Below are 15,031 nucleotides of genomic sequence, written 5' to 3' on the forward strand. Positions count from 1 at the left end.
ACTTAATATTATGTGTAGAATCCGCCGACATCATTAATGATGTACATTTAATGAACAACACAGGAACTTGGCTTTATACCGATTGGTCAGATACCAGTAGGTCGGCTTGCACGGATTGCTTTTACTACGACACGTACTTAAGAGCAAAAATTCTATGAAAACTGTTATTTGTAACTCACTTCAAAGCTTTTGGGATATGGCTGATAACCAATTCCTTGAAGGCCAACATGTGCATTGCGTATTTCCCGTTAACGACAAGCTACGAGTCTTTATACTCAGCTCGCAAGATCGTTATAAAATCAGAAACATCTCTTTTACTCATGCTTTCGCATAGCAACACACCAAATCATTAATTGAGCTTCCCCCAAACAACGGAATGAATTCAACATACCCTGTAAACTTCAAACTGTGTGGGGACTGCTCAAACTCGTTTATTCCAGTTGCTGATTTACACTAGTCTCTTGTCTAATCTCGTAACTAAGCCGCTGGCTCGCTGCGTTTTTATCTTGAGCCCTCGTTTCATCGTTCCCATGTCAGCAAAAAGCATCAACTGCTTCTTGGCGCGCGTAATACCAGTATAGATAAGCTCTCTGGTCAATATCGGGCTAAAATCAGGCGGTAAAATCATCAGTGTTAGATCAAACTCACTGCCTTGTGATTTATGGATGGTCATCGCATAGGCTGTTTCGTGCTCTGGTACGCGGCTTGGTAAAATAGCTTTCACACTACCATCTGGCAGCTCAAAATACACTTTCAAACGCGGTTCTTGCTCGCTCGTATCAAGCATGCATATGCCGATATCACCATTATACAAACCCAGCCCATGATCGTTACGCGCCACCATCACGGGTCGGCCGTGATACCAAATCTCATCTTGAGTCTTGATCAACTTACGTGCGACCAGCGCACGTTCAATACGTTGATTCAAACCACTTACCCCAAAATCCCCTTCACGAATAGCACAAAGCAAACGGCATTGATTAAAGCAATCCAATACGGCTTTGGCTTTTTGGGCTTGAGTTTCCAAAGCGTCAGCACCAGAACTCTCGATGCGCGTGAGATAACGACCATACTCCTTGACTAAGGTTTTCAGCATTAGGTTATAGCTTTCACTACTGAGTGAGTGGTGCGTAATATCAGCATAATTACGTTTTAATACCTCATCCACCATAGCCACTTGCCCAGCATTAATCGCTTTCGCTAATTGACCAATGCCTGATCGGACATCAAAGCGGTAGCTTTTTTGCAGCATGCATAAGCTGTCTGAAATCGGGGTTGTGTTAGGGTGTGAATGAGCAATCAGTGTTTGATAGCCTGTTAACTTAGCTAGGTACTCGCTGTGCGCTCGGCTGTAGCCTAAGGTTAAAAATGAACAAATGTCCCCCAGCACAGCGCCCGCTTCGACTGACGCGAGTTGGTCTTTATCACCTAATAAAATCAAGCGTGCGTGTTTGGGTAATGCCTCGATTAACTTGACCATCATCGGTAAATCGACCATCGATGCTTCATCAACCACCAATATATCTAAATGCAGCGGGTTACGCTGATGGTGACGAAACTCAACACTATTAGGTATGACGCCCAATAAACGGTGAAGTGTGCTCGACTCGGTGGGAATCGCCTCTTTCAACGCCGGCTCAACCGCCAGTTCAGCCACCGCTTTACCGATCGATTCCGTTAAACGTGCCGCAGCTTTACCCGTTGGTGCGACCAATTTAATGGTGGGCGTCTCACCTTGCTGTTGGGCTTGGGTAATCAAAGCGGCTAGTAATTTGGTAACCGTGGTGGTTTTACCGGTTCCCGGCCCGCCAGAAATCACGGCAAAGCGGCGTGTCAGTGCCACTGCCGCTGCGACTTTTTGCCAGTTGATGCAAACGCTTTGCGGGATCAGCGTCTCTAATGCTTCGAGTTCTTTCGCCGTACGTGCTTGGCTAATGACTTGATCAATCTCATTCCAATCAAGTTCATCGGCGTTGACCACATCCAGAAAATCACACACTTGTTGCTGGCGTGCTGATGCATTGGCTGTCTCTGGAAATTGGCGAAGCGCATGGAGCAGAAAGTGGTATTGACGCGCAAACAGCGTATCAAGCAGCAACTTTAGCTTTTGGACATCAGTAGGCTTTAGGCTCATAGGTGTCCCAAAGCTGATTAAACGCTGTGCTAAGGTAACTTCATAATGCCAATAACGGTGTAGGTATAAACGTTGCCCATCAAACATTAAAGGCACCGCTTCCCCTTGTTGTCCGACTAAGTCGGAACGGTTGAGTAGCCAAGGCCAATCAATCGCCAATAGGTGCTGATTGACCGCCAATGCAGCCTCACCAAACAAGCCTAACTTAGCCGTGAGATCAACACCCTGCGCCGTTGAAGCATCCACTAAAGGTAAGCAGATATGTCCCTTGGCCAATTCAGCACTGACCACCGCGGCAATAAATCCGAGCGCTTGGCTATGTTCAGCGCCAAGTTGCTGCTGGCTTTTTTGTTCGATAAAACGCGCGAATTGGTAATCTAACTGACGCATAGCGCCTTTTTCCGCTAACTGCTTAAGCGTTGTCATTAGCGTACTGCTCATAAATCTAACTCCATTTGCCCTGCATCGGTCGCGCGAGTATCTACGGTTTCTCCATCAATCAATCTGTCCATCTCATCAAGCAGTTCAAAGCTCGGTTTGGTTGAGAAAATCCCGTGCTCAGACTCGCCATCCATGCCGCGCAAAAAGAGATAATAGACTCCGCCAAAATGGCGATGGTAGTCATAGTTTGCTAGACGGCTGCGTAAGAATCGATGCAGCGCCAATGCGTAGAGTTGATATTGTAAATCATAGCGATGCTCTGCCATCGCCGCTTTCAAACGCTCGCCATGATAGGCGCTCACATCATCCCCCAAATGATTCGACTTCCAGTCCAGCACGTAGTACTTTCCTTGATGCTCAAACAGCAAATCAATAAAGCCCTTCAGCATGCCTTGCACAGTGTAAAAACCAAGATCTCCAGCTTTGGCCGACAGTGGATCATGGCGTTGAATGACACGGTTCAATGCAGGAGCGCTCAGTACTTCTATCGGTAATAGAAATTCCATTTCAACCAAGCGCTGAGTGGCGGTTTTTTGGTTCAAACGCAACGTTTTGCCATCTAAAGGTGTCTGTAACACGGTATCGACCAGCGTTTGTAACACTGGTAACCATTCAATATCGATTTGTTCTCGCACCAGTAAATCCAGTATCACTTTTTGGTTAGCATCGCTGCTAGCAGGCTCAGTAAACTCTACCTCTTCAAAGAGAGAGTGCAAAAAAGTACCGGGCGTTGCACCGCGTGGAAAAGTGAAAATGGAACGTTCTGGCTCAACCAGTAAAGCTTCAGCTTGCTCATCAGCAGAGTCGATATCAAAGCCTGAGACTTCTAAACTCGCGTCGTGGCTAGTGTGTTTCACACCTTGTTTTACCAACCCAGAATAGCTGGTCATTCGCCAAAAACGGTCAATCTGCGCTTGCAGTGTTTTGGCACTCAATACCGGCGTCTCGACGCTCAACGCTTTAAACGGCTCTGGTTGCTCGGCTGGTGGCTCAGAAACACGAATGTATTGATTAGATTGAGCGTGCAACGCAGCGTTAAGATCAGCAATGCCTGCGGCTTGACCATTTTGCAGCAGATAGCCAATGGCACTTAAATGCACACCGGTTGGCTCTTTGGTGGAGCGGCCATTACGCAGCGGCGCAATGCCGATAAAACAGCCATACACAGCACGAGTCAGCGCTACATAAATCAAGCGCAGATCTTCCGCAAGCCGCTCTTTATCTGCTTGCTTGAGAGAAGCTTCACTGGCGGTAATATCCAGTACAGTTTCCTCATTCACGGCATCATGATATTTGCCTTCACTTGCCTCACGATAGCTGACCACAAACGGCAGAAACACTAAGTCGTATTCCAAACCTTTCGATTTGTGAATAGTGACGATCTGCACTAGGTTGCGTTCGGATTCCAAACGTTGAATTTGATCATCACGGCCCCCTAGGCCATGCTCGGCGTCACTGATAGCTTGTGCCAGCCAACGCAGTAAACCGTGATCGCTATCAATCTCTTGTCGCGCTTGCTGTAGTAGCTCACCGATGTGCATAAAATCGGTCAGTGAGCGCTCACCTTGCGGCTCTTCCAACCAACGTTCAGCGACGTGACGTTTACTCATCACACTGCGCAACATAGGAAGCACGCCGCGCTCAAGCCACAATTGGCGATATTGTTTAAATTCGTTAACCGCGTTTTCCCATACCGATTCGTCGTTGTTTAAATCATCCAAGCTGGCAGCATCTAACGCGAAAAGTGGTGAGGCCAAACAGGCCCGCAAGGCGCGATCATGTTCAGGAGTCAGTACCGCTTGCAATAGACGCTGTACATCTTGTGCTACCTCGCTGCTAAAAACACTATCGCGGTTCGAGAGATAAACACTGGCAATGCCTTGCGTGGCGAGCGCCTCTTTCACCATACGACCTTCATTCCCCGTCCGCACTAAGACCGCGATGTCACCTGCTTGCACGCTCTTTTGCCCTTTAGCAGTATCAAAGTACGCTTGTTGATGCTGCGCGGCGCACAAAATTGTCTGAATTTGGCTAGCGCACGCTTTGGCCATGCATTGCAGGTATTCGCCTTTTGGCAACGGGCTGTCTTGCGTTTCTTGCAGCCAATAGGTGAGCGCTGGTTGCACGGTTCCGTTAAGCCACCATTGACGCTGCTGCGCATTTGGACTGGCTTCAACGGGTAAAAAGGGAATGTCTTGGTCGTAGATAAAAGCACTATCAGGCGTACTAAAAATCTGATTGACGGCATTGACCATATTCGCGCTAGAACGCCAGTTGGTCCCCAAGGTGTAGTGTGCGCTCACCTGTTTACGCGCTTTGATGTAGGTAAAAATGTCTGCACCACGAAACGCGTAAATCGCTTGTTTGGGGTCGCCAATCATAAACAAACCGCATTCAGCCTTAGGCAGATAAATACGGCTAAAAATACTGTATTGCAGTGGATCGGTATCTTGGAATTCATCGATCATCGCAACGGGGTAAAGGCTGCGAATCCGCTCAGTCAGTATGCCCAGCTCATCATTATCTATCGCGGCAGAAAGCTGAGTGAGCAAATCATCAAACGATAACCACTGCTTTTGTGCTTTCGCTTTGGCAAGCATGGCTCGGCAATGAGTAATAGCGTGCGCCAGCAGCGGCGCTTCTAAGCTGATGGGTTGTTGCAAAAAGAGCTCAATGGTCGTGAACAGCGCATGTTGCGGGGGCTGACCTTTTTTCGACTTAGCCTCCAACGCGCTTTGTGCAAACTCTTGTAATTCACTCGGTAGGTTCAATTCATGCTGCGGGTTGCTCGCCCACAACGCTAACCCTTCTAGCCGTTTCAGTAACGCTTTCTTGGTTGCTGCATGCAAATCTGAAGCTTCAATACACGGCGGTAAATCATCGCATGAATCAAGCCACTGCTTTTTTAACGACTCTATGCGTGACAAGCACGATTGATAAAGCGCGCTTAAATCGCCACTCATCGCTTCAACAGAGAGCGTTAGCGCCGAGCCAGTTAAATAGCCACTGATTTTTTCAAGCAGCGCCGCTGGTGATGACCATAAACGGCGCACCTCCGCAGCAAGCTGAATCGACAACGGATAGAACTGACGACGCCAATAATCCGCGACCACTTGCGCTTTTAGATGGCTTTCATCGGTCACAAATTCGTTATTAAAACGGCTGCCCGATTCAAACGCATTTTGGGTGAGCATACGCTGGCAAAAGCCGTGAATGGTATAGACTGCCGCTTCATCCATCTGCCGTTCCGCTTGCAGTAATATTTGCGCCGCTTGCTTGTGATGACTGGTTTGCTCAAGTAGCGGTTTGATAACAGGGTCATCACTGAAACCGCGCGAAAAAGCGATACGCGCCTCATGAATGCGCCGCCGAATACGGTCGCGAAGCTCAGCAGTGGCAGCTTCAGTAAAGGTAACCACTAGAATTTGATCGACCGTCAGTGGCACTTGATGACGTGACTTTGCATCACCATGCCCAAGTAACAGGCGCAAATACAAACCTGCAATGGTGAAGGTTTTACCTGTGCCCGCCGACGCTTCGATAAGCCTTGCACCGTGCAGCGGGAACGTAAGGGTATTTAATGGTGTTGTGACCGTAGCCGGGGTCATACTCATAAACAGTTAGCCTTTGAATACGCAAGCGAATGTGATCGCGCTTGAATAATGGTATGAATAATCAAAATAAGTTTATAAATTAAGACGTTGTGAGATCTTTCTCACGGTTCGCCAAACGGGCAGCCTTTACTATCCGCGCCACGTGTTTCGTAAATCTCACGATGATGCGAACCAACCAAATCATGGTCCCTCTGACCTGTGGCCGTACAGAAAACGCCCTACACAATAATGATTGACTGGCGGCCACTCTACTTTCCAAGCAGTTATCCATCGCTAAACATCCTGCGCCACTTGCACCCACAGTCGTGGCCCTTGCATCACCAACGTGGCCAATAAACGCACCTGCTCAGCTAAGGCTTCATTCCACAGTGGCCAGATCCGCGCGATGTAAACATTGCTTCCTTCACCGTGGCTCATGTAACTTTCATTAAAGCTATCGGCCATTTTCTTGAGCGATTTATCGCGATCATCAACCCATTGACCACGGCTGAAGCCAGCTTCCACACAGGCTAACGCGGTTTTTGGAAAGTAAGCGAGCGGCGCTGTCATACCTTGATAAAACAAACCCACCAGTTCTGCGAGCAACGCTTTGGCTTGTTCGGTATCGGGCATGGGCGGATAAATAAAATGCTGCACACCTTCTTTACGATCGTAGCCCATCAAATGAGTAGGTTGACTTTCGCCCATCGCCGCTAGTGAGAGATGATCAATCCACGCGGCTAAATAGTCCTGCGCGCGAATCGAACCACTGCGGTAGCGCACTAAACCGGATTGATAGCGCTTAGTCAGCCACCCCGTCAGTTGTACGTTTTTGCCTTCACCAAACAATTCAAATCGCAGATCGATCTCTTGGTCATCAAGTGGCGAATGGCATAAGAAAGCGATTCTTTGCGCCAATTCTTGTGCTTGCACGCGATTAGTTTCAAATTCCAAGGATCCAAAAGCACCAATCGGTAACCTTCCTTGCGCGCGCTGCTGGTCGATGAATCTCTCAAGGGCATGCGGTGAATTGGGTTGTTCAAGCAGCAACTCTAGCAGTTCATCGCGTAGCTGGTAGCTCTCCAAGCCATTTAATGCAAAGGGTTCATCATCTTCCATTACTGGTAACGGAGGCTCAAACGTCACTTTAAGGCGACGGTTAAAGAAATATTGCACAGGCAAACGCCAAAACCGTTGCAGCTCAACCAGATCTAAACTGACAGGAAAGCTCGCCCCTTGTAAATAATCGCTCAGGGCGAGATTAAACTCACCACTGGCTCGCCCTTGCCGACTGGCGGCAGGTAGCCACTCTTTGGCATAGCTACCAGTTTTACTCAAAAAAGCATTAGGGCTAAAAGGCACCATGGCGTGAGTGGTCGTTAAAGCACAGGCTAAATTTTTGGCCGATTGATCACTGCCAAGCGCTTCATCCCCGACCAAACAGTAGTTTTGTTGGCAATACTCTAAAAGCTCAGAGACCAACACTGAAGGAACGCGTTCGGTATTATCTTGAATTGAGCGTCCGACGTAGCTGATGTACAAGGTTTGCTGCGCCGAGAGCATCGCTTCTAAGAACAAATAGCGGTCATCGTCACGCCGCGAGCGATCGCCAGCGCGGGTGCGACCGTTCATCAAATCAAACCCTTCGGCTGGCATAGTGCGCGGATAAACGCCATCGTTCATTCCTAGTAAACAAACGGTTTTAAAAGGGATGGAACGCATTGGCATTAAAGTACAGAAATTGACTTGTCCCGCCAGAAAACGCTGGCTGATGCGCGTACCTGACAATTTGTTTTGCAAATATTGAGTAATAATACTTGGCGCAAGTGCTTGCTCATAACCGGCCTCGGCCAGTTGATCTTTTAACTGCGACAAGGTGTCGCGAATCGACTTGAGTGCGAGCTCCCCTTCCAGCTCAACCTTGAAAAAAGCGCCAAGCATCTCACCGAGCAAGCGACGCCACTCGTCCACGCTTTGGGTTTGTGCTAACTGCTCGCGGTAATGGCTCACTTGCTGAATAAAGTGCGCTAATTTACCCGCCAATTCAGCGTTCATGCCTTGCACTTCATTATAAGGCGCGAGCGTCACTTCGCCTTGCGTAAATAAACCCGCTGAGGCAGGCATGGCATAACCAAGTAACATGCGCTCAATCCCGAATTGCCAAGTATTTTGCTCGGTCTGCGGCAACTCAAATTGTTGCGCGGTGCTAGCATTAAGCCCCCAGCGAATGCCTGACTCTTCTACCCACAATTTGGCTTGCGCAAAGTCTTGCTCATTAAGCTCAAACTTTGCCATCATCGCAGGAGTTTCAAGCAGCTCTAATAACTCTGATGCTAGGCAGCGAGAATCGGGCAAATGCACTAATTGCATAAATGCCGCTAAGATCGGGCTCTCTTGATCTGCCGTACGGTCTGAAATGGAGTAAGGAATAAAGCGCTCACCCGGCGCGTTACCAAATACTGCCGCAATGGCTGGGCTGTAGGCATTGATGTCCGCCACCATCACAATAATATCGCGCGGTTTCAGTTCAGGGTCAGCATCAAACATTGCCAACAATTGATCGTGCAACACTTCCACTTCTCGCATCGGGCTATGGCAAGCATGAAGAGTGAGCGATGGATCATCCAAAGCAATCACTTGTTTGTGGTCGCTACTGTCCAGTTGACTATCATCTCGATGCTCTTGCAAATGTAAAATGTCGGCCTGCAACTGATGCAATAAGTTATCGCGTGGCAGATCAATAAAAAATTCGTGCTCTTCATTTTCCGTTTGGGAGAGTAAAAAAAGATTATCGCGCCCAAGTTTTCCCATCGAGGCTAATAACTCATTGCCAACCGCAGCTTCGGTATGCAATTCATCCACGAGGTTAGCTTCAATGTCACCTTTAAGCGGCGAGCGTTGCCCTTCAAACTGAATCTCATCACCTTGTAAGGCGAACGTTTTACGTTGCTGACTGTGCAGTCTGGCGAGCGTTTTTCTATCTCGAAGATCGCCCCAATAATGCTGACAAGGGTTGGTAAACATCAAGTGAACATCAATCTGATCGCCCAACGCTTTGAGTGCATCCATATAACGAGGCGGCAGTGACGAAATACCGAAAATAAACAAACGTTTAGGCAGTTTGGTTAAATCAACCGAGCCACGCGCAAGCTGATCAATAAAGCTTTGATAGAGATTGGCACGATGGTAGTGCGACTGGCCTTGATCTAGCGTGTATTGATATAAGGCTTGCCATAATATCGGCTGCCATGGGTGCTCATCACCAATCTCGCTCACGTCATCGCCCGACTCCCACTTGGCAATCCAGTCGGGGCGGTAGACTAAATAACCATCAAAAATATCGGCAATTTTCTCGGCCAACTGATAGAGCTTGGAATGGTCATCATCCTGTTCAAGATAACGCTGCAAAGGGGCAAAGGGGTCGAGCGTGAGCAAGGTTGGCAACAGATGCATCAGTTTCCACGTCATCGCTTCTTTGTTAAAAGCGCTGCGCTTAGGCACATCAGGTAGCACTTTAGTGAACATGTCCCAGATAAAGGTCGCCGGTAGAGGAAACTCAAGGTTCGCCGCCACACCGAGCTCTTTCGCTAAGGCCATTTTGAGCCATTGCGACATCCCCGGGCTTTGCACCAAGATCTGCTCTTTCTCAAAGGGGTTGGCTAACGGTGCACTTTTGATCAAATGCACGAGTAGGATCTTTAAGGTATCGACTTTATTGGAATGGTAGACAGTAAACAAAATGCACTCACGCTTTTCTTGTCACAATAAGGACTGAGATTAGCATAAGTGCATTCTATACTTGAGAATTTTATGTTTTGAATTGCCTAAACTGCAGGCTATTTCATTTCACAGTTCAATGCGTGTTCATCTTGCTCTTCTAGCTCATTCATGCTGCTGAGTAGCACGCGATGAGGTTGATAGAAATTTAAGTAACGAATAGCAACATAACCCACCACAATAGTTGCCACAATCAACTCTAACCCAGCTAACCAATGCACTTGCTGTACATACTCAGCACTCACCCCAACGGTTTCCATCCAATGTGTGAGTTTAAATAGCGCCGTTGCACCAATCACCATTGGGAAGGTAAACGCTGCGTAGCCTGGGCTAAAAGGCAAGCGTAATAATTTAAAGAAAGCTAAGTAGATAATCGTTGTCATTAACACGGCAATACCAAATAAAATGCCGATAATCACTGGCGATGGGTTAGCCGTGACAGTTAAGTAACCAGCCAATGAGAGGCTCGCTGGCGCCGCCAAAATAGCCATAGTTGGTTTTGCTGCATCTGGAACTTCATGTGTGAACATGAAACGGTAAATCATCATCGGCAGCATCACCGCATAAGCGACTAAACCGAACATCATGGTTGCATTTGCGATTGGTGCAAGTGCTGGGTTTCCAGAAAATGCCACATCGGCCACAATAATACCCACAGGTGGAACGAACCAACTTGGCACCATGTGGTGAAGTTCAAAAGACTGCGCGCGATGGTACAAAAAACTGACCAAGAAGATGATGTGTAAACCCACAGCAAATAGCCATAACGCATCACCAGCCATTGGGTAAAAATGGCCTAATGAATTGGAAACCACCATTGTGCCCATCGCAAAAGTAGGCACAACACTGCCCACAACCGGATGAGCGAGATCTTGGCGTAATAAGTGACCATGAAAGAGAAATTTAAACGCAAGAACCACCAGCAACACGCTGGCAATAACGGCCCCACTTAATTGTCCATAACCTTGTAATGGTGCAAAGTTTTCCCAACTCCAACCCAAGCTTGCGATGCCTAGAGCTAAACCCGCCATAGGGGTTGGCGCACCCATAACTTTCGCTTTTGCTGCTCGAATCATATTGACCTCTCATCAGAACTAACAAAGTAGTTGTTCAATGTCGCTATCATACGCTTGCCTTTTGTTCTGATATATCTAAATATATAGAACACACGTTCAGATTAATTAAACAAATTTATGGCTGCCAATATTTCTCTTAAGCAATTGAAAGTATTCACTTCGATTACGCAACATAAAACCTTGACCCAAGCCGCAGAGGCGCTGTTTTTGTCAAAAGCGGCCGTGAGCATGTCACTGTCTGAACTGGAAAAACAGCTTGGGCATGCGCTGTTCGATAGGGTCAATAACCGTTTAATCCTCAATCAAGAGGGACAAAAACTGTTGCCGCTCGCCGATGAACTGCTAAGCCGTGCGAGCAACATCAACCAACTGTTTGACAGTGAGCAAACCCTCGCAGGCCAATTGCGCATTGGTACCAGTGATACGATTGGCAACCATGTTGCGCCTTATCTACTCAGTCAATTTCGCCAGCAAACCCAACACATCTCGCAAAGTTTGTTTATTTCCAACTCGGCGCTGATTTGCCAAAAGTTGGTCGATTACGAACTGGATCTTGCTTTGATTGAAGGAAAAACACTGCACCCAGAGCTGATTTCAACGCCTTTTTCACACGATGAAATGTGTATTATTTGCGCACCCGAACATCCACTTACAATGATAAATCAGCTCACCCTCAATGATTTCGAACAGAGCCAATGGGTATTGCGCGAAGCGGGTTCTGGCTCACGAGAGTTTTTCTTACGGGCTATCGCACCACGACTTGAGCAGTGGCATGAAGCCTTTGAATTGAATACTACTGAAGCCTTAATCAACAGTGTTTCGGCAGGGTTAGGTTTGGGTTGTTTATCCACCCTTGCTGCGCATTCAGCACTGCAAGATGGCCGAGTTAAAAGACTCGATGTTCCGCTGGACATGAAACGCCGTTTTTGGCTATTGGTGCATAAAGAAAAATACCAAAGCCCACTGCTCAAACACTTTATTGAATTTTGTTATCAATGGAACAAAGAGTAGCCATCCACCTCTCACTTTTTCCTGCTCACCTAGACTTCATGGTTTAAAAACTGTATAAACAGCCAGTAGAATTAATGACTAAGTTAGAGGATTAACCATGGCTGTAATCGTCAAGTACGTGGTGGAACGCAACGGAGAAGAAAAGATGACTTTTACCTCTAAAGCAGACGCTGACGCTTATGACAAAATGCTCGATATGGCAGATGAGCTTTTCGAACTGTTAGGGAAAAGTGAGTTGCTAGAAGATGAAGCCAAGCAAGAAGCTTTGGCGATGTTCTTAGCGCAAAACAAAGAAGAAGTGCTTTACGCACTTGGCGCAAAGCGCAAGCCTGCACCGGCTAAGCCTAAAAAAGCCAAAGCGGTAAAAGACGAAGCACCAGAAGAAGATGCAGCTTAAGGCGATTAAACGCTTAAGATGATAGAACGTGAAAAGACCGCTGCTTCGTCAGCGGTTTTGTATTTCTGTCTAAAGAAATACATCGCTAAAAAGACAAAAGGTATCGTTTTACGGACTTTCTCCCCTTTTGCCCTTTCCTACCCCTGCCTCACTCTTTATGATGCTTGATAAATCGAGTGCGCCGCAATGATGCTCAACCTACGCTGGCGAGCGCATCAATAGTGACAACATGGAGATATCAAGATGGCTTACTTTGCACTTGCCTTTGGCACGGCAACCAAAAACCGTGATGGAAAAATTATTGAAGCGTTTTTTCCAGCGCCAATTCTCAACCCAAGTGACGCGCTAGTGAGCGAGCTTGCTCAAGTCTCTGGTTATGACGAAGGCAACCAGTATATCGACATCTCAACCGAGCAAAGCGCCCAACTCGCCGCGATATTTGCTCAACATGATCAGGCTAACAATGCCAGTTTTGCCGATAAAGCCGCTAACGCCTCACAACCACTGGTGCTGGTTATTTTAGCTTCCGACCAACAGCCTCAATCAGTCGCTGAAGGCTTTTTGAAGCTACAACTGATTTCACACCGTTTAGTGAAACCACACGGTACTGTGCTTGATGGTATTTTTGGCCTGCTGCACAACATCGCATGGACCAATGAAGGTCCTATCGACCTACCTGAACTAGCAGATCGTCAAATTGAAGCTCGCCTTGCAGGCCGAGCTTTAACGGTAGATTGTGTCGATAAATTCCCGAAAATGGTTGATTACATTGTCCCAGCGGGCATCCGTATTGCGGATACCTCGCGCGTTCGCCTTGGCGCGCACGTGGGCGAAGGTACCACTGTGATGCATGAAGGTTTTATCAACTTCAACGCTGGTACAACAGGCGTGAGCATGGTTGAAGGGCGTATTTCTGCTGGTGTGGTTGTTGGTAATGGATCGGACATCGGCGGTGGCGCTTCTATCATGGGTACGCTTTCTGGCGGCGGTAAGGTCGTGGTCTCTATCGGTGAAAACTCACTGCTTGGCGCAAATGCAGGCTTAGGTTTCCCACTCGGCGATCGCTGCACGATAGAATCAGGTTTGTATGTAACTGCTGGCACTAAAGTGCGTATGCTCGATAACCAAGGCCAAGAAGTGGAAATCGTCAAAGCACGTGATTTAGCTGGTGTATCGGATCTACTTTTCCGTCGCAACTCGATCACAGGTCAAATTGAGTGTTTAGCCAATAAATCAGCCGTTGAACTGAACAGCATGCTGCACAGCCATAACTGATCCTGTTTTTCTGATAAAAAGGCTTGGCGATGTGCCAAGCCTTTTTCTTTTGCGCGCTTTCTACTGCTAGGCTACTTTCTACTTTTTATTTTGCTACTTCCACGTTACGAGCCAAACCGTTATCCCGGGTGGCCATCGACTCTCGGCGTAAGTAACATCGTGCCGAATTTCCACACAAACAGAGTAAAAGCCAATATCCAGAGTGCGGCACTGATATTCACCATCAAAAATAGTTGTGCTGGAAAAAACGCCACACCGAGGCTGCGTACCAATGCCGACATCATCAAAGCCGCAAACGCAATACTCATTTTAGGCCCTTGATAAATCGCCCTGCCAGTATGCCCCATGGTCACGCGTGCAATCATCGACAAAATCAAGCCTGAGATGGCTCCAATAGCAAAGAGATGGATCAGGTTATGAGTGACATATACATCATCAATTAACCCGCGCAGTAATAAGCTCAAAGGAATGCAGGCATACGCAGCGTGTAGCGACCAAACCAGAGGCTCACTCAGTGTTAGCCATGGTTTCCAACGCATCCAACGTACCCACTGCGCTAACCCAGCCAGTAACATGATAGGCTGACCAATCTGCACCATCGTCAGCGGGAAGAAACTCAAAATAAACAAGGCCGCAATGGGTGCATTGGCTAACCAATCGAGCCATACCCATGGCTGTGCTTTTTCAAAGTTAAAACGCCTTGCGCTGAAGAAAGGGATCACGCGTGCTCCCATGACTGATAGCAACAATGTGAACCACCACAACATCGCCTGCCATACCGCCGCTGAGCTAAAGGGCGGCATTCCTTTAATGGTGGCATAACTCGCAAAGTTCGCGCCGATCGCTAAAATAAACAGCGGCACAAAAAAGAGATTTTTCCAGCCTTTCGCTTGCACTACTCGGCGGCCAATTTCATAGGCCGAAGCCGCCAAAAAAAGCGCTTCGGCAGAAGAGATGACCCACAAAGGTGTCGGCGTCCACAATAAGATTCGAGGCGCTAGCCACAAGGCGACTAACACGGCTAAGCGATAATGTTTCGTGCCATTAATGCCAGTCCAGTTCTGTACGGCAGTCAATAGAAAACCGACCACAATTGCCATAGCAAAACCAAACAGCATTTCATGTACATGCCACCACAGCGCAGGAACTTGCAATGCCGATGGCTGACCGGTTTGAAACATCCAGACCCATAACGTCACCGCTAAAACGGCATATGCGCTACCGAGTAGGAAAAAGGGACGAAAACCAAGGCGCAACCAAGCGGGTATGCGTTGTTCTACTTTTATATCGGTAATATTGAGCACTGTGACCTCTTACGACGGTGGTG

At 47.7% G+C, this 15,031-nt stretch carries 9 protein-coding genes; 4 read left to right on the forward strand and 5 right to left on the reverse strand.

What is annotated here, in order from left to right; genetic code table 11:
• The first annotated feature begins 154 nt into the window (after window positions 1–154).
• Window positions 155–334, forward strand: coding sequence for a hypothetical protein (locus AACQ17_RS14565; protein ID WP_013856153.1), 180 nt, complete (start codon window positions 155–157; stop codon window positions 332–334).
• Window positions 335–448: 114 nt separating this feature from the next.
• Here AACQ17_RS14565 and recD read toward each other — a convergent pair whose 3' ends face one another.
• From recD to AACQ17_RS14585, 4 genes are all read right to left on the reverse strand, one after another.
• Window positions 449–2,575, reverse strand: a complete 2,127-nt coding sequence (gene recD / locus AACQ17_RS14570; RefSeq protein ID WP_094147726.1) for an exodeoxyribonuclease V subunit alpha — start codon at window positions 2,573–2,575, stop codon at window positions 449–451.
• A complete protein-coding gene (recB, locus tag AACQ17_RS14575; RefSeq protein ID WP_094147727.1) occupies window positions 2,572–6,189 on the reverse strand; it encodes an exodeoxyribonuclease V subunit beta in 3,618 nt (1,205 codons plus the stop codon). Before recB ends, recD begins: the two co-directional genes overlap by 4 nt.
• Window positions 6,190–6,462: 273 nt before the next feature.
• Complete coding sequence (gene recC, locus AACQ17_RS14580) at window positions 6,463–9,906, reverse strand: exodeoxyribonuclease V subunit gamma (RefSeq protein WP_094147728.1); 3,444 nt, start codon at window positions 9,904–9,906, stop codon at window positions 6,463–6,465.
• A gap of 98 nt (window positions 9,907–10,004) precedes the next feature.
• Complete coding sequence (locus AACQ17_RS14585; RefSeq protein ID WP_013856149.1) at window positions 10,005–11,021, reverse strand: TDT family transporter; 1,017 nt, start codon at window positions 11,019–11,021, stop codon at window positions 10,005–10,007.
• 117 nt (window positions 11,022–11,138) lie between these two features.
• Here AACQ17_RS14585 and AACQ17_RS14590 point away from each other — a divergent pair, with 117 nt between their 5' ends.
• The 3 genes from AACQ17_RS14590 (at window position 11,139) to dapD (ending at window position 13,704) form a co-directional block, all read left to right on the forward strand.
• The gene (locus AACQ17_RS14590; RefSeq protein WP_013856148.1) at window positions 11,139–12,032 is read left to right on the forward strand and encodes a LysR family transcriptional regulator; all 894 of its coding nucleotides are present in this window, start codon (window positions 11,139–11,141) and stop codon (window positions 12,030–12,032) included.
• A gap of 97 nt (window positions 12,033–12,129) precedes the next feature.
• Window positions 12,130–12,429 (forward strand): YebG family protein, encoded by a 300-nt coding sequence (locus AACQ17_RS14595; RefSeq protein ID WP_010318120.1) that lies wholly within the window; start codon window positions 12,130–12,132, stop codon window positions 12,427–12,429.
• Between the two features lie 243 nt (window positions 12,430–12,672).
• A complete protein-coding gene (gene dapD, locus AACQ17_RS14600) occupies window positions 12,673–13,704 on the forward strand; it encodes a 2,3,4,5-tetrahydropyridine-2,6-dicarboxylate N-succinyltransferase (protein ID WP_094147729.1) in 1,032 nt (343 codons plus the stop codon).
• A gap of 119 nt (window positions 13,705–13,823) precedes the next feature.
• Here the strand turns inward: dapD and AACQ17_RS14605 are convergent, their stop codons facing one another.
• A complete protein-coding gene (locus AACQ17_RS14605) occupies window positions 13,824–15,008 on the reverse strand; it encodes an NnrS family protein (RefSeq protein ID WP_094147730.1) in 1,185 nt (394 codons plus the stop codon).
• Window positions 15,009–15,031 lie beyond the last annotated feature (23 nt).

Source organism: Vibrio sp. V10_P2A27P122, assembly GCF_963874335.1.
Classification (GTDB): domain Bacteria; phylum Pseudomonadota; class Gammaproteobacteria; order Enterobacterales; family Vibrionaceae; genus Vibrio; species Vibrio anguillarum.